The sequence below is a fragment of the Serratia sp. C2(1) genome, assembly GCF_036352655.1.
Taxonomy (GTDB): Bacteria; Pseudomonadota; Gammaproteobacteria; order Enterobacterales; family Enterobacteriaceae; genus Serratia; species Serratia inhibens.
Window position 1 is genome coordinate 504677 of sequence record NZ_JAZFBA010000002.1, and the last position, 16179, is coordinate 520855.

13 protein-coding genes are annotated in these 16179 nt (G+C 54.9%); 8 read left to right on the top strand and 5 right to left on the bottom strand.

The window, feature by feature from the left end; genetic code table 11:
• Positions 1–267 precede the first annotated feature (267 nt).
• Together nlpD and rpoS are read left to right on the top strand one after the other, a co-directional pair.
• Entirely contained in the window at positions 268–1254 is a 987-nt protein-coding gene (gene nlpD / locus V2S86_RS17875) for a murein hydrolase activator NlpD (protein WP_043912121.1), read from the top strand.
• A gap of 54 nt (positions 1255–1308) precedes the next feature.
• The gene (gene rpoS / locus V2S86_RS17880; protein ID WP_004950287.1) at positions 1309–2307 is read left to right on the top strand and encodes an RNA polymerase sigma factor RpoS; all 999 of its coding nucleotides are present in this window, start codon (positions 1309–1311) and stop codon (positions 2305–2307) included.
• A gap of 82 nt (positions 2308–2389) precedes the next feature.
• Here the strand turns inward: rpoS and mutS are convergent, their stop codons facing one another.
• The 4 genes from mutS to V2S86_RS17900 all read right to left on the bottom strand — a co-directional run bounded on the left by mutS (position 2390) and on the right by V2S86_RS17900 (position 8175).
• Positions 2390–4945, bottom strand: coding sequence for a DNA mismatch repair protein MutS (gene mutS / locus V2S86_RS17885; protein ID WP_330763529.1), 2556 nt, complete (start codon positions 4943–4945; stop codon positions 2390–2392).
• A 410-nt stretch (positions 4946–5355) separates the two neighbouring features.
• Positions 5356–6357: a hypothetical protein gene (locus V2S86_RS17890; protein ID WP_330763530.1), complete on the bottom strand. Its 1002-nt coding sequence runs from the start codon at positions 6355–6357 to the stop codon at positions 5356–5358.
• 34 nt (positions 6358–6391) lie between these two features.
• Positions 6392–7363, bottom strand: a complete 972-nt coding sequence (locus tag V2S86_RS17895) for an aldo/keto reductase (protein WP_330763531.1) — start codon at positions 7361–7363, stop codon at positions 6392–6394.
• A gap of 11 nt (positions 7364–7374) precedes the next feature.
• Positions 7375–8175, bottom strand: coding sequence for an SDR family NAD(P)-dependent oxidoreductase (locus tag V2S86_RS17900; protein ID WP_330763532.1), 801 nt, complete (start codon positions 8173–8175; stop codon positions 7375–7377).
• Positions 8176–8281: 106 nt separating this feature from the next.
• Here V2S86_RS17900 and V2S86_RS17905 point away from each other — a divergent pair, with 106 nt between their 5' ends.
• The 6 genes from V2S86_RS17905 to chbG all read left to right on the top strand — a co-directional run bounded on the left by V2S86_RS17905 (position 8282) and on the right by chbG (position 14552).
• Positions 8282–9175: a LysR family transcriptional regulator gene (locus tag V2S86_RS17905; RefSeq protein WP_330763533.1), complete on the top strand. Its 894-nt coding sequence runs from the start codon at positions 8282–8284 to the stop codon at positions 9173–9175.
• Between the two features lie 475 nt (positions 9176–9650).
• A complete protein-coding gene (locus tag V2S86_RS17910) occupies positions 9651–9968 on the top strand; it encodes a PTS sugar transporter subunit IIB (protein ID WP_006317708.1) in 318 nt (105 codons plus the stop codon).
• Between the two features lie 11 nt (positions 9969–9979).
• Positions 9980–11341, top strand: a complete 1362-nt coding sequence (gene chbC / locus V2S86_RS17915) for a PTS N,N'-diacetylchitobiose transporter subunit IIC (protein WP_330763534.1) — start codon at positions 9980–9982, stop codon at positions 11339–11341.
• A 48-nt stretch (positions 11342–11389) separates the two neighbouring features.
• The gene (locus tag V2S86_RS17920) at positions 11390–12775 is read left to right on the top strand and encodes a glycoside hydrolase family 1 protein (protein ID WP_330763535.1); all 1386 of its coding nucleotides are present in this window, start codon (positions 11390–11392) and stop codon (positions 12773–12775) included.
• A gap of 14 nt (positions 12776–12789) precedes the next feature.
• Positions 12790–13638 carry a transcriptional regulator ChbR gene (chbR, locus tag V2S86_RS17925; protein ID WP_330763536.1) on the top strand — a complete coding sequence of 283 codons (849 nt, stop codon included), beginning with the start codon at positions 12790–12792 and terminating at the stop codon, positions 13636–13638.
• Positions 13639–13790: 152 nt separating this feature from the next.
• Positions 13791–14552 (top strand): chitin disaccharide deacetylase, encoded by a 762-nt coding sequence (chbG, locus tag V2S86_RS17930; RefSeq protein ID WP_330763537.1) that lies wholly within the window; start codon positions 13791–13793, stop codon positions 14550–14552.
• Positions 14553–14586: 34 nt separating this feature from the next.
• On the opposite strand, the gene V2S86_RS17935 is transcribed toward chbG, so the two are convergent.
• Positions 14587–15972 carry an MFS transporter gene (locus V2S86_RS17935; RefSeq protein ID WP_330763538.1) on the bottom strand — a complete coding sequence of 462 codons (1386 nt, stop codon included), beginning with the start codon at positions 15970–15972 and terminating at the stop codon, positions 14587–14589.
• Positions 15973–16179 lie beyond the last annotated feature (207 nt).

Genomic DNA, 16179 nt, shown 5'->3' on the forward strand with positions numbered 1-16179 from the left:
AAGGTTTTAACGTTTCAATAAAGTTAATTTTCAATACAATTGCCTTTCTGCGTAGTTGTCTTATGGTGCGGCACCGCTAATGTGGTTAGCATTGGCGCGCTGTTTTGAGGCTCCGGCAGGAGATTTCCTGGCATTCAGGGATCGGCCGCGGGCACCTTTCATCGCAGAAACTGAGAGAGTGGTAAAAGCTCAGCTACGATGTAAAGGGTATTTTGGATATATCGCTGATATTGCTGTCATGGGGGAAGCATGAGCACGGGAAGCCCAATGATTACTTTACGCCGGGTTGCGGTGTGTACGATGGTAAGTTTGTGGTTGGCGGGTTGTACGAATGATGCATCGACATCAGCCCCTATCAGTAGTGTGGGCGGTGGCGGAGCCGCTGCATCCGGTAATGCCGGAGCAAACGCAAGCCCTGAAGGGCGCATCGTTTACAACCGCAGTTACAATTCAATTCCCAAAGGGAGTTACAGCGGTAATACCTACACGGTAAAAAGAGGCGATACGCTATTTTACATCGCGTGGATCACCGGGAACGATTTCCGTGACCTGGCGCAACGTAATAATATTCCTGAGCCATACAGTTTGAATGTGGGTCAAAGCATTCAGCTTGGTAATGGTTCTGCCAACGGAAACGGTGGCATGCTGGCGGCGACAGACGCAACCAGCGGCGGTGTTCCGAAGCCGCCATCCACTACGCAGATACAAACTGCAACGGTTGATTCTCCATCAACTAACGCGTATTCTGATAATTCGGGTAAACAGAATGTAGGTAAGATGTTACCTGCAGCAGGTGCAGTAGCGGCAACCACCGCAGCAGCGCCTGTTACCGCGCCGGTCGTTGCTCCACCAGTGAGCAGCACCGTCAGTAACAGCTCGCCAGTGAGTACCTGGAGATGGCCAACTGACGGTAAGATCATTGATAACTTTTCCTCATCAGAAGGTGGGAATAAAGGTGTCGATATCGCCGGTTCTCGTGGGCAGCCTATCTTCGCTACCGCCGATGGCCGCGTAGTGTATGCAGGCAATGCTTTACGGGGTTACGGTAATCTTATCATCATCAAACACAATGATGATTACCTGAGCGCCTACGCTCACAACGACACAATGCTGGTCCGGGAACAACAAGAAGTGAAGGCGGGTCAAAAAATAGCAACCATGGGTAGCACCGGAACCAGTTCAGTACGTTTGCATTTTGAAATTCGTTACAAGGGGAAATCCGTAAACCCGCTGCGTTTTCTTCCGCAGCGATAGATTGGGCAGAATACGCTGATATTCTGCTCGCGGTATCACGGGTAGGAGCAGCATATGAACCAAAATACGCTGAAAGTTAACGAGTTACAGGATGATGCAGATTTCGACGAGAACGCAACGGAAGCGGAATCATTCGACGAAAAAGCACTGGTCGAAGAAGAGGCCAGTGAGAGTGATCTAGCAGAAGAAGAGTTGTTGTCTCAAGGCGTTACCCAACGCGTATTGGATGCGACGCAGCTCTATCTGGGCGAAATCGGTTATTCTCCGCTGCTGACTGCAGAGGAAGAAGTTTATTTTGCGCGGCGAGCACTGCGCGGTGACGTGCCGTCTCGCCGCCGAATGATCGAAAGCAACCTGCGGCTGGTGGTGAAAATCGCCCGCCGCTACAGTAATCGCGGCCTGGCGCTGCTGGATCTGATTGAAGAGGGTAACCTCGGCCTGATCCGCGCAGTGGAAAAGTTTGACCCGGAACGCGGTTTCCGTTTCTCAACTTACGCAACCTGGTGGATCCGTCAGACGATTGAACGGGCGATAATGAACCAAACCCGAACCATTCGTTTGCCTATCCACATCGTTAAAGAACTGAATGTCTATTTGCGCACCGCGCGCGAGCTTTCTCATAAACTGGATCATGAACCGAGCGCTGAAGAGATTGCCGAGCAACTCGACAAGCCGGTCGATGACGTTAGCCGTATGCTGCGTCTGAACGAACGTATCACTTCTGTCGATACGCCGTTGGGCGGTGATTCAGAGAAAGCGCTGCTGGACATTCTGGCTGACGAGAAAGACAACGGCCCGGAAGACACCACGCAAGACGATGACATGAAACAGAGCATCGTTAAATGGCTGTTCGAACTGAACGCCAAGCAGCGTGAAGTATTGGCTCGTCGTTTCGGTCTGTTAGGCTATGAAGCGGCAACGCTCGAAGATGTGGGCCGTGAAATTGGCCTGACTCGCGAACGTGTTCGCCAGATCCAGGTTGAAGGTTTGCGTCGCCTGCGTGAAATTCTGCAGTTGCAGGGCCTGAGCATTGAGGCGCTGTTCCGCGAATAACGTCGGCAGTTGAATCGCATCACAAAATAAAAACGGTGAGCATTATGCTCACCGTTTTTTTATGCCTGAAACGCGGCGGGACTTACACCATCTTCTTCAGGCGGTAAAGCCACTCCAGCGCCTGCCGTGGTGACAGAGAATCCGGATCAAGAGCTTCGAGCGCTTCTACCGCCGGCGAGGTTTCCTCATTCAGCAGCGTCATCTGGGTGGCGTCAACGGTACCGGAGGCGGTATGGCTGGAGATGGATTCCAGCTCACGCAGCTTCTGGCGCGCACGTTTGATCACCTCTCGCGGCACACCGGCCAGCGCCGCAACCGCCAGACCATAACTTTTACTGGCGGCACCATCCTGCACGCTGTGCATGAAAGCGATGGTATCGCCATGTTCCAGCGCATCCAGGTGAACGTTGACCACGCCTTCCATTTTCTCCGGCAAGGTCGTCAGCTCGAAGTAATGGGTAGCGAACAGCGTCATGGCCTTAATGCGGCTGGCCAGATTCTCCGCGCAGGCCCAGGCCAGAGACAGGCCGTCGTAGGTCGAGGTGCCACGACCGATTTCATCCATCAACACCAGGCTATGCTCGGTGGCGTTATGCAGAATATTGGCGGTCTCGGTCATTTCCACCATGAAGGTGGAGCGGCCAGAGGCCAGGTCGTCTGCTGCGCCGACGCGGGTAAAGATACGGTCCACCGGGCCGATAACGGCCTTGGTTGCCGGCACATAGCTGCCGATGTGCGCCATCAGAACGATCAGCGCCGTTTGACGCATATAGGTGCTTTTACCGCCCATGTTGGGGCCGGTAATGATCAACATTCGACGCTGAGGTGACAGCGATAGCGGGTTGGAAATAAATGGCTCGCTCAGCACCTGCTCCACCACCGGATGGCGGCCTTCGGTGATGCGCATACCCGGCTGCTCGCTCATGGTCGGGCAGGCATAGTTCAGCGTTTCCGCACGTTCCGCCAGATTAGCCAGTACGTCCAGTTCAGCCAGCGCACCGGCGCTTTGCTGCAATTCCCCAAGGTGCGGCAGCAGCAAATCGAACAGTTCTTCATACAGGCTTTTCTCGATCGCCAGCGCTTTGCCTTTGGAGGTCAGAACCTTGTCTTCATACTCTTTCAGTTCGGGAATGATATAGCGTTCGGCGTTTTTCAGCGTCTGGCGGCGCACGTAGTGGATCGGTACCAGGTGGCTTTGCCCGCGGCTGACCTGAATGTAATAACCGTGCACGCCGTTGAACCCCACCTTCAGCGTATCCAGCCCCAACTTTTCGCGTTCGCGGATCTCCAGACGGTCCAGGTAGTCGCTGGCACCGTCGGCCAATGCGCGCCACTCATCCAGTTCGCTGTTGTAACCGGGGGCGATAACGCCGCCGTCACGCACCAGCACAGGCGGAGCTTCAACTACCGCCCGTTCCAGAAGATCCTGCAGTTCATTAAACTGGCCGACTTGCGACAACAGATGCTGCACATGCGGGGTTGCCACACCCTGGAGCAGCGCGTGGATATCTGGCAACTGCTGGAATGCATGGCGCATGCGCGCCAAATCGCGTGGACGGGCGGTACGCAATGCCAGACGCGCCAGTATGCGTTCCAGATCGCCCACCTGCCGCAGCGACGGCTGCAGATCGGCATACAAATCCTGTAGCGCGCCAATCGCCTGTTGGCGGTTGTTCAGTACCTTGATGTCGCGGGTCGGCATATGCAGCCAACGCTTGAGCATACGGCTGCCCATCGCTGTTGCGGTGCAATCGAGAATGGCCGCCAGCGTATTTTCGCTGCCACCAGACAGGCTCTGGGTCAGTTCAAGGTTACGCCGCGTTGCGGCATCCATAATGATGCCGTCCTGCTGACGTTCCATGGTGATGCCACGGATATGCGGCAATGCCGTGCGCTGAGTATCCTTGACGTACTGCAACAGGCAGCCGGCGGCGCGCAATGCCTGATGGGCCTGCTCCACGCCAAAACCGGTGAGATCGCGGGTGCCGAATTGCAGGTTAAGCTGCTGGCGTGCGGTCTCGGGTTCAAACTCCCACAATGGACGACGGCGCAGGCCATGGCGTTTCTCGATAAGCGCCATGTGTTCAAAGGTTTCCGGATAAAGCAACTCGGCGGGATTGGTGCGCTGCAACTCGGCCGCCATGGTTTCAACGTCTTCCGGTTCGGCGACGCGAAAACGGCCGGAGCTGATGTCCAACGTGGCGTAGCCAAAGCCTCTTGCGTCCTGCCAGATAGCCGCCAACAGGTTATCCTGGCGTTCCTGCAGCAACGCTTCGTCGGTAATGGTGCCGGGCGTGACGATACGCACGACCTTGCGCTCGACCGGGCCTTTGCTGGTCGCCGGATCGCCGATTTGTTCGCAAAGGGCAACGGACTCACCGAGCTGAACCAGCTTGGCAAGATAGTTTTCTACCGCGTGGTGCGGTACGCCGGCCATGGGAATTGGCTCACCCGCCGAAGCGCCGCGTTTGGTCAGCGAAATATCCAGCAGTTGGGAAGCGCGTTTGGCGTCATCGTAGAACAACTCATAGAAATCGCCCATGCGGTAGAACAGCAGAATTTCGGGGTGCTGCGCTTTAAGGCGCAGGTACTGCTGCATCATCGGCGTATGCGAATCGAGCTTGTCGGTGCTATTCATAAGATTACTGTTTCCAATCCATTGAATTTAAATTTAATTGTGATCTTCATTGTCATCATTAGGTATCACGCCGTTTCACAAAAAATCACGCTTGTCAGGCAGCCACAGGGCAAGGTAAAGCCATTTATCACCGATCCCAAACGGCACGGAACGGATGGAGCCGCGGCTACCGGCGGTGGGATCAATAAGCTTTTTATACCGACGCTATACTAGCCCAGCGGGCAATCCGCTGTCACAGGTAAAAATGGGAAGCCTTGCGCAAAGTGGGTTTGTAATGCGAGGGATGTCGTTACAGCGCACAGGACGCATTATTGTTGCGGGTCGCTTGTGAAAGGTAAAAAACCAGGTAGGGGATCCCCATTGGTGGGCTTGGGGAGTCTATTCCCCCGCAAGCCAGAAGCAGTTTAGTGTCAGTGAGTGGCGGAGAGAGGCAATTGGAGTTGATAGATGCGAAAGCTGTCGGGCACTTCGGCAGCGCGTCCAGGAAGCAGACGGTGGCGAATGCGAGATTCACTGACGAAGGCGCAGCCCTGCGGCGTAATATCCAGATTGACCGGCGACTCCATTCCTTCGCGAATGACTTCAATAGCGTGCATGCCCGTGGTACCAGGGGACGCAATGCGCAGGATCCTGCCCTGACCACTTTTAATGCCATTTTCGAGCACGATCAACGCTCCGTCCGGGGCTAACCTCATGCCGTCTGGGTTCTCGATGGTGCGTGGCAATAGGATTTCAAACAGCCTTGGCGTCTTTTCCCCATAGCTCAGGCTATAGAGTTTCCCACTGCCAAAATTGCTGATTGCCATGTTTTGATCGTTTATCAAGACAATACCTGCGGCACCGAGGCCACTTGGATCGGCCAGGCGTTTATCGCGAAATATGATCTTAAACTCGCTCTCTCCCGGGCGTAACCTCATGATGCTGCCCGCTTTGGTTTCCGTTACGTAAACCGTGCCATCTTTGGCGACGACCAGGTCATTGCCCATTCCCCCTTCAGGCAAAGTTAAACTTCGATTGATCGTAGCATCTGAGACGTTTAGGGCGAAAATGCGGTGAGGGCGGGTTTGCCCTGCAGGCAGGAAATCCGGGGAATTTCCCCATAACAGCCCATGTTGTTCATCCAGCCTCAGGGTGGTCGAGGAGAAAACGGTGTCGGCCCCGGCAAAGAAGATTTCCCAATCCTCGTTCGGACGTTTTCGCAGGATATGCCCACTGGTGATCAACCCCACATACAGCGTTCCGTCGGAGGCACGGGCTATGCCATTAGGATAGCGCTCGCCAGGCGGTAGCGTCAGGCTGGTGGATGTGCAGATGGGCGTGATGGCGGAAGCGGAAACCGCAGACGTCATTATGGCGAACGCCAGGGCTGTTAGCGCGGCCCGTGCAGGGTGATGTTTCATTATGTATAACATGATGCCTCTCTTGTTCTGGATGATGGGGGGAGTGTTACCACCGTGGAGGGCGAATTTGTTCTTTCATAGGCGCCTCAAGCGTTGCGATTTCCTGATTGGACAGCGTGAGAGACAGCGCCTGAAGGGCATCCTGGAGATGGTGCGATTTGGACATGCCCACAATGGGGGCCGCGACCGCCGTTTTGGACATTAGCCAGGCGAGGGATACCTGAGCCGCAGGCACTCCTCGATCGGCGGCGATGCATTCGACTGCCTGGATGGATTGCTCTACTTCGCTTCTGCCGCCGTACCAGAGTGGGCTTTGCTGGTCCGTTTCGGCACGCAGTGTGCCGGTGATTTTCGCTCCGGCCAGCGTGCCCCGAGCCAACGGCGACCAGGGAGTAAGGCCTATGCCTTCCTCCTGGCACAGCGGAATCAAATCCTCTTCATCTTCGCGTGTGATCAGGTTGTACTGGCTTTGCATGGAAATAAAGGTGGCCAGTTTATTGTGTCGCTGAAAATCCAGCATTTTCATAAAGCGCCAGGCATGCATAGAAGACGCGCCCAGGTAACGGATCTTGCCTGCACGCACCAGAGTATCGAGCGTTTCGGCCGTTTCCTCAATCGGGGTTTCCTCATCGAAACGGTGCATGACGAACAAGTCTATATAGTCTGTCTTCAAGCGCTGTAGAGAAGCCTCGACGCTTTGAATGATGTGTTTGCGCGACAGGCCGCGATTGTTGGGGTGTGCGCTCATAGGGAAGAACGCCTTGGTGGCAATCACCATATCCTCCCGGCGAGCAAAGTCTTTCAGCGCACGGCCGAGAATGCGCTCGCTCTCGCCTGTGGAGTAGATATTGGCGGTATCGAAAAAGTTAATGCCGGCTTCCAGCGCTTGTTGGATGAAAGGGCGAGCCTGCTCTTCTTTCAGCACCCAGGGGCGCCAGGCGGGATCGCCGTAGGTCATGCAGCCCAGGCAGAGCCGGGAAACTTTCAGGCCGCTGTGGCCGAGGCGTACGTAGTTCATTATGCGGTTCCTCAGCGGATGCCGGCGATGGTGTAGCCGCCATCCACCAGCAGGCTTTGCCCGGTGACAAAACGGGCTTCGTCCGTTGCAAGCCAGACCGCCACATCGCCGATGTCTTCCGGTTGCCCCATGCGCCCGACGGGGGTGTGTTCGATAAAAGGCGCGAAATCGCCGGCATCGGCGACGCTGCTGTGCGCCATCGGTGTTTCGATGATACCGGGATTAATGTTATTGATGCGGATACCCTGGCGTCCGTATTCAAGTGCCACTGCGGGGATTAACGCGTCAATCGCCCCTTTGCTGGCGGAGTAACTCGACGAGCCGGCGAGCGCACCGTGGGTGAGCCAGGAAGAGGTGTTGATGATGACACCGGCAGAATTTTGCGCCAGGAAAGTCTCTATCTCGTATTTGATCGCCAGCCACACTCCTCTGAGATTGACGGCGATCACCTGGTCGAAATCCGCACTGCTTTGTTGAGTGATGGGTGAAAAATTCCCAAGTATGCCGGCGTTGTTGAAGGCGATGTCGAGCCGTCCGTAACGGGCGATTACCGCAGCGATCAGCCGACGGATATCCTCTTCAAGCGAAACATCGGCCACCACGGACAAGGCTTCTCCGCCAGCGGCGATGATCTCGCCGGCGGTGGTCTCGATCTCTGCCGAACGACGCCCGGCCAACGCCACTTGAGCGCCTTCGCGGGCATAGGCCAGCGCTGCGGCACGCCCGATGCCCGTGCCTCCGCCGGTGACGAGGACCACCTTTCCTTCCAAACGTTTTTGCAGGGTGCGAGCTGAATCAGTATGTATAGTCATGATATGGACTCTGGGTTATTGAGCACACGGCCATGCTATGTTGTTGCCAAAAAGATAACTATCCGTTAAAAATTCATTTCACTATTAAATTATTTATATCAATCCGATGAAGAAACTCGAATTGTCCGGCCTGGCGGCTTTCGTAGCGATCGCCAATGAACGTAGCTTCAGACGCGCCGCCGCCCGGCTTGGCGTTACTCCGCCGACCCTCAGCCACACGATGCGTGAACTGGAAGAGCAGGTCGGCCTGCGGTTACTGAATCGAACCACGCGCAACGTGTCGCCGACCGAAGCCGGCGAGCATCTCTTGGCCAGACTGGTGCCCGCGTTTACCGATATCGACGCTGCGCTGGAAAGTCTGAATACCTTTCGCGAGCAGCCGCGCGGGCTGGTGCGGATCAATGCTCCCCGTTCGGCGATCGAACTGGTTCTGTTGCCGCATTTGGGGCGATTGGCTCGCGATTGTCCCGGCATTACGCTGGAGATTGTGGCGCAGGAGGGGTTCGCCAACATCGTCGAACTGGGATTTGACGCCGGCATCCGGCTGGGAGAAGACCTGCACAACGACATGCGGGCTGTACGGGTGTCGCCGGATTTGCGGCTGGCCATTGTCGCGACCCCGGAATACTTCCAACGCCATGGGAAGCCAGATATGCCCAGCGATCTGTTAAATCATCGCTGCATCGGATGGCGCAAGATCTCTTCCGGCGAACTCTATAAATGGGAGTTTCGCCAAGGGGACAAGGTACTTTCCGTCGCGGTAAATAGCCCGTTGATACTCGATGACGGCAGGCTGATGCTGCAGGCGGCGTTAGAGAATGTCGGTATTGCCTTCGCCATCGAGAATGAGGCGGCGGAGCATCTTGCCACCGGGCGCCTGGAGCGGGTGTTGGCGGACTGGTGCCCGGCATTCCCGGGTTTCTATCTGTATTATCCCAACCGCAGAAACCATCCGGTCGCTTTAACGACGGTAATAGATATGCTGCGTTTCCCCGGCTGAAATCGCTGCATTGCAGCCGGGCGCGTTTCCTCTTGTCCTTCTCTCATTCTCCGTCGGCGGAATTTGCTCCCTTCTTGTGCCTCGCTCTAATCAAGGGTGCACTATTTTTCCCTCATCCGTCCGTTGCCGGCTCTGTTACGCCAAAAGTTATCCATAAATATCCTGTGTGTTTTTAACTTATTGTTTATAATTGTTATTTATTGGTTTTTGACGACTTAAACGAGTTTTAAAGGGTTATTTGAGAGGTCAGTCACACTATTTTTTTATGTGAAATGTGAAGAGGGTCAAGCCGGCAGGTCAAGGATAGACGATTCTATTGGCCAGTGGCTTATCGGTCCGCTTCACCGTCTCCGTATACTGTCGGCAACCAGGGCAACGTAACGGAAACTTCATAAGGAATGTGCGTGAGGCAATCTTGATTGCATCTGGCATACAAATGACACGGGGTTTTTTGGATTATCTTGAGGTGCTTGGTATGGAAAAGAAAAAAATCTATCTGTTTTGTTCTGCCGGTATGTCCACTTCTCTGCTGGTTTCAAAAATGAAAGCGCAAGCGGAGAAGTACGAGGTGCCGGTGATCATTGCCGCTTATCCCGAAGCTCTGGCTGCGGAGAAAGGCGCTGAGGCAGATGTGATCCTGCTGGGGCCACAGATTGCCTACACGCTTGCCGAAGTGCAAAAACAGTTGCCGCATAAGCCGGTCGAAGTGATCGACTCCGTTTTGTACGGCAAACTCGATGGCCTTGGGGTGCTGAAGGCGGCGGTTGCCACAATAAAAAAAGCTAACCAATAAGGGGCGTTGCCGTGAATACGTTAATTGCCTCATTGGAAAAGGTCATTCTGCCCTTTGCCGTGAAAATTGGTAAGCAACCCCATGTTAATGCCATTAAAAACGGGTTTATCCGGTTAATGCCGCTGACGCTGACCGGGGCGATGTTCGTTCTGATCAACAACGTGTTTCTCAGCTTCGGTGAGGGATCGTTCTTCTTCTCTCTGGGAGTGCGGCTGGATGCATCCACCATTGAAACGCTGAATAGCCTGAAAAGCATCGGTGGCAGCGTGTATAACGGCACCCTGGGGATCATGTCCCTGATGACGCCCTTTTTTATCAGTATGGCTTTAGCGGAAGAACGTAAGGTTGACCCGCTGGCGGCCGCGTTGCTGGCGGTTGCCGCCTTTATGACGTTAACACCGTTCAGCGTTGGTGAGGCTTATGCCGTCGGCGCTAACTGGCTTGGGGGCGCCAACATCATTTCCGGTATGGTGATCGGCCTGGTGGTGGCGGAGATGTTTGCCTTTGTGGTGCGCCGCAATTGGGTGATCAGCCTGCCGGACAGCGTGCCTTCTTCGGTATCACGTTCTTTCTCTGCATTGATCCCCGGTTTCCTGATTCTGTCGATTATGGGCGTGCTGGCCTATTGCCTGACGCTGTGGGGCACCAACTTCCACCAAATCATTATGGACAGCATCTCGGCTCCGCTGGCGAAAATGGGCAGCGTCGTGGGGTGGGTGTATGTGATGTTCTCCTCGCTGCTGTGGTTCTTTGGGGTGCATGGCTCGATGGCGCTGGCGGCGTTGGACAGCGGCATCATGACGCCCTTCGCGCTGGAGAACGTGGAGCTTTACAACAAGTACGGTTCCGTCGAGGCGGCGGTTGCTGCGGGCAAAGAGTTCCACATGTGGGCGAAGCCGTTCGTCGACTCTTACATTTACCTGGGTGGGACCGGTTCGACGCTGGGGCTGATTATCGCCATCTTTATCGCCTCACGCCGTGAAGACTACCGTCAGGTCGCCAAGCTGGCGACCCCGTCGGGTATCTTCCAGATCAATGAACCTATCCTGTTTGGCCTGCCGGTGATAATGAACCCGGTGATGTTTATTCCGTTCATCCTGGTGCAACCGGTATTGACGATTATCACCACGGTGGCCTATTACACCGGGATGATCCCGCCCATCACCAACATTGCGCCATGGACCATGCCGGTCGGGCTGGGGGCGTTCTTCAACACCAATGGCAGCATTGTCGCCATGTTGCTGAGTTTCTTCAACCTGGGCGTGGCGACCTTGATTTACCTGCCGTTTGTGATGATCTCCAACAAGGCGCAGAGCCAGATCGATCAGGCGACCGAGAGCGAAGAAGATATCGCCAAGGCGCTGAAATTCTAACTGTCGGAATGGGGCAGCGTCTGCTGCCCCGGTTTTAGGGGCGTTTGGATGAAATATCAATTTGCTGACGATTTTTGGTGGGGAAGCGCCACCTCTGCGCCGCAGTCTGAAGGGGCTTCTGCGCGGGATGGCAAAAGCCGCAACATCTTCGACTACTGGCATGAAACCGCCCCCGAACGTTTTCATCATCAGGTTGGCCCCTCCGAGGCGTCCACGTTTTATGACAATTTCCAGCAAGACATCCTGCTGTTAAAAAAACTCGGGCATAACACCTTCAGAACCTCCATCTCCTGGTCCCGGCTGATACCTGATGGCGATGGTGAAGTGAACCCCAAAGCCGTCGCTTTTTATAACGCGCTGATTGATAGCCTGCTGGCCCAAGGCATCACGCCATTTATCAATCTCTACCATTTCGACATGCCGCTGTGCATGCAGCAGAAAGGCGGTTGGGAAAGCCGGGCGGTAGTCGAAGCCTATGCTCGCTATGCCAAAACCTGCTTCACCCTGTTCGGCGACAGAGTCACCCACTGGTTCACGTTCAATGAGCCGATTGTGCCGGTGGAAGCGGGGTATCTGAACGACCTGCACTATCCGTGCGTGGTCGATTTCAAAAGGGCCGTCGTGGTGGCATACCACAGCGTTCTGGCGCACGCCAAAGCGGTGAGCCATTTCAGAGCGGTGGGCAACGAGGGCACGATAGGCATTATTTTGAACCTGAGCCCAACCTATCCCCGGTCGACCAGCCAGGAAGACCTTGTGGCGGCCAACTATGCGGATTTGCTGCTGAACAAGAGCTTCCTGGATCCAGTAACAAAAGGGCGTTATCCGCAAGAATTGGTGGATTTGCTGAAAGCCAATGGGCTGCAGCCACCGACGGATCCAGAGGACGCACAGCTGATCGCCAAGGGGATTGTGGATATCCTGGGCGTCAATTATTACCAGCCTCGCAGGGTTAAAGCGAAGGAAGGTTTCCGGACCACCGATAAGGTGACGATGCCGGAAGATCTGTTCAGCTATTACGACATGCCTGGCCGCAAGATCAACCCGCACCGAGGCTGGGAGATCTATGAAAAAGGGCTGTATGACATCCTGACGGATCTGAAGGAAAACTACGGCAACATTCCCTGCTATATTTCAGAAAACGGTATGGGCGTAGAGGGTGAAGAGGCCTTTATCGGCGCCGCTGGGCGGGTGGAGGACGATTATCGCATCGACTTTATCCGCGAACATCTGAAATGGCTGCATCAGGCGTTGGCGGAGGGGGCCAACTGTAAAGGTTATCATTTGTGGACCTTTATCGACTGCTGGTCCTGGCTCAATGCCTACAAGAATCGCTACGGGCTAGTCAGACTGGATCGGGAAAGCCAACGGCGCACGCTTAAAAAGAGTGGCTACTGGTTTGCCGAAACGGCCAAACAAAACGGTTTTGACTAAGGGGAGCGCACGCGGTGACTGATAATCAGGTTTCGCTGAATGCGAACGACGTTAAGCTGATTCGGGAGCAGGATTTTTTTAACTGCAAAGACTTTCATCTGTTTATCTATAACAAGGTGGAGAGCGCAACCGGGCTGCATCAGCATGACTACTATGAGTTCACCATCGTCCTGAGCGGTAAATGCTATCAGGAGATCAACGGCAAGCGGGTGCTGCTGGAGCGGGGAGACTTTGTCTTTATCCCTATCGGCTCGCGGCACCAGAGCTTTTATGAGTTTGGCGCCGCGAAAATTTTCAACGTGGCGGTCGGCAAGGTCTTCTTTGAGGAGCACTACCTGCAGCTTTTACCGCGCTGTTTTGTTGCCTCGCAGGCCTATAGCCTGAAGAACGAGTTTTTGGCCTATATCGAGTCGGTGGTCGGTTCCCCTCAGTTTCGCGAAGACGACTTTGCCGAGTTCCTGGAAACGCTGACTTTTTATATCGTCAGCCGCATCCGTCATTACAAGGAAGAGTGCGGCGAAGGCGATGATATTCCCCAATGGCTGAAGAACACGCTGGCGGGCATGCATGATAAAGCGATGTTTGGTGAAAAGGCGCTGCTGAATATGGTTGAGCTGTCGGGGAAAACGCAGGAATACCTGACCCGGGCGATGCGGCGCTACTACCATAAAACCCCGATGCAGGTAATTAATGAAATCCGCGTCAACTTCGCCAAAACGCAGCTTGAGGTGACGAATTATTCCGTGTCGGATATCGCCTTCGATTCAGGTTACGGCGACGTGAGCCTGTTTATTAAAAACTTTAAAAGACTCACCGAAGTCACGCCGGGTAATTACCGAAAAAAGTTCTACGGCCCTGTTTAGGGCCGCTCCCGATAAGTATTAACGCCGATATTCCGAATACCTTTCAGGCCACCCATAACCTGATTAAATAATTTTTTTGCATACGCGAAGGGGACCTGCCGTACCTGACGGACGGCTTTCCCTTGCCAAAAATTTGTTAAATGGATACCAAAATGGAAAAGTTACTGATAGTAAATGCCGACGACTTTGGTTTGAGCAAGGGCCAGAACTACGGGGTTATCGAGGCGTTTCACTACGGGGTTGTCTCTTCAACTACCGCCATGGTGAACGGCGAGGACGTGTATCACGCGGCGAAATTGAGCAAGGTGTTTCCCGGGTTGCGGGTGGGGTTGCATTTTGTGTTGACTCATGGGCGCCCATTGACCCTGATGCCGTCATTGGTCAACGAGCGGGGGGAGCTCGGTAAGTGGCTGTGGGAAAGGGCCGAGTCTGCGATGCTGGATTTGGACGAAATCTACAATGAGCTGGTGGGGCAATACGACAGGTTTGTGGCCGTTTTCGGCAAAGCGCCGACTCATATCGACAGCCACCATCATGCGCATATGTTGCCGCAGATCTATCCGTTGGTGGAAGCCTTCGCTCAGTCCAAATCCATTCCGCTGCGTATTGACCGGCGGGCAGTGGAGCAGCAAAAAATTCCGCTGCGTTATGATCGCAGCACCGAGTGGTTTGATGCGGGCTTTTATGGTGAGGCCATATCCGAAGCGCTGTTTTTGCAGGTGCTTGAGCGGGCCGACGAACGCAGCGCCGGTTCAGTAGAGATGATGTGCCACCCTGCATTTCTGGATAAAACCCTTCTGGAGAGCAAATACTGCTACCCGCGGCTTGCTGAAGTGGATGTTTTAACCGCGCCAGGCATCAAAAACGCGATTGCGGAGCGCGGTTACCGCCTGGGATCCTTCCTGGATCTGTGACGCTAGGGTATCGCGCTCAAAGAGGGGACAATGATTAAAGCATCGAGTGGGCCTTTTTCAACCCCGTATCCTCGTCGGGATCGGCGCCCTGCGGGATGGGGTCCTCCGCTGCCGGCGTTTCGCTGGGTTGATCATCTACCGGATCCGGTGCGGCCTCCGGAGGCGGCATGGTATCGTGGATGATCTGCTCATCGAAGGTTGGGTTCAATGCTGGGGAAAGCGGCGAACTGGTCAGGCTGTCCGGCAGGGGAATATGCGGTAATGGCGCATCCTGCACAAACTGCGATTCGTCTTCTTTTACCGTACGGCTGAAGGCCACCAGCAATACGCCGCAAAGCGAGAAGAACGCATACAGAATGTTGCCGCCCAGCGGCTGAATCAGCGCACCGACCGCCAGCGGACCGATACTGGCACCGACGCCGAACGCCATCAGCAAACAGGCTGCCAGCGATACGCGCCGCTCAGGCTCGATCAGATCGTTCGCCAATGCCACGACCAGTGGATACAGCGTGAATTGCAGCATGCTGACGATAAATCCCACAACCAGCAGCACAGGAAAATCAATGTGCGGTACCAGGGCCAGCGGCAATGCCGCCACGATCAGTAAAATGGCATTGATGCGCATCAACAGCGTACGGTTATAGCGGTCTGACAGCCAACTGAGCGGGAACTGTGCCACCAGTCCGGCAAAGATGGAGATCGCCATAAACAGGCCGGTTTGTTGGGTAGTGAGTGCCTGCATGCTGGCGTAGACCGGTGCCAGCCCATAGAAAGAGCCTACTACCATGCCGATCACCAGCGTGGTCGCCAGTACCTTGGGAATAGCGCCGACAAAATAGCGCAGTTCCATTGGCGCCGGTGACATGTGACGCGCATTGGTACGAGTGGTGAGGGCGATCGGTACCAGGCAGAGTGCAAAACACAGCGCGATCAACAGCAACGTGGTGATGCCGAGATTGGTCTGCAGCATCAGCACCACCTGGCCCAGCGACATGCCCAGGTAAGTGGCGGCCATATAGAAACCGAAAACTATGCCGCGCTGATTGGATTCCGCCTGGTCGTTCAGCCAACTCTCCAGCACCATAAACTGGCACATCATGCACAGGCCGATAATCAGGCGCAGCACCACCCAGACAGGAATGTACTCCGTCAGGCCGTGCCCCAACACCGCAGCGGTAATGATGCCGGCGCAGGAGACGTAAGCGCGGATATGGCCGACGCGGGCAATCAGGAAATGACCGACTTTACCGCCGATCACCAGGCCGATGTAGTTGGCGGCAATAATTGCGCCGATCAGCGCGCCTGTTACATGGATTGAGGTTAAACGCAGGGAGATGTAAGTGGTGAGCAACCCTGACCCCAGCAGCATCAGCAGGGTGGTGGTATACAACGGGAAGAAGACGCCTAACGTTTTTTTCACTCTATCATCCTAATCTTTTGTCCTGGTTTGCCTGGGCCAGCCATGCCGGCAGCACAGACGGCCCTGTGAGATCCCTCATCCTGAAACGCCATTCGTTAACCCGGGCGTTACATTTGATACTAGCAGTTTGACCCGCGGCTTAACACCGCCTCTCCTGCGAGGCGCTGCGCATTTCTGTCATTGCGGCGTCGGTCAAGCTTGATAAAT

Excerpts from the sequence above, each read along its gene's own strand:
- nlpD (WP_043912121.1), top strand. The coding sequence starts at position 268 with ATGATTACTTTACGCCGGGTTGCGGTGTGTACGATGGTAAGTTTGTGG.
- rpoS (WP_004950287.1), top strand. The coding sequence starts at position 1,309 with ATGAACCAAAATACGCTGAAAGTTAACGAGTTACAGGATGATGCAGAT.
- mutS (WP_330763529.1), bottom strand. The coding sequence starts at position 4,945 with ATGAATAGCACCGACAAGCTCGATTCGCATACGCCGATGATGCAGCAG.
- V2S86_RS17890 (WP_330763530.1), bottom strand. The coding sequence starts at position 6,357 with ATGTTATACATAATGAAACATCACCCTGCACGGGCCGCGCTAACAGCC.
- V2S86_RS17895 (WP_330763531.1), bottom strand. The coding sequence starts at position 7,363 with ATGAACTACGTACGCCTCGGCCACAGCGGCCTGAAAGTTTCCCGGCTC.
- V2S86_RS17900 (WP_330763532.1), bottom strand. The coding sequence starts at position 8,175 with ATGACTATACATACTGATTCAGCTCGCACCCTGCAAAAACGTTTGGAA.
- V2S86_RS17905 (WP_330763533.1), top strand. The coding sequence starts at position 8,282 with ATGAAGAAACTCGAATTGTCCGGCCTGGCGGCTTTCGTAGCGATCGCC.
- V2S86_RS17910 (WP_006317708.1), top strand. The coding sequence starts at position 9,651 with ATGGAAAAGAAAAAAATCTATCTGTTTTGTTCTGCCGGTATGTCCACT.
- V2S86_RS17920 (WP_330763535.1), top strand. The coding sequence starts at position 11,390 with ATGAAATATCAATTTGCTGACGATTTTTGGTGGGGAAGCGCCACCTCT.
- chbG (WP_330763537.1), top strand. The coding sequence starts at position 13,791 with ATGGAAAAGTTACTGATAGTAAATGCCGACGACTTTGGTTTGAGCAAG.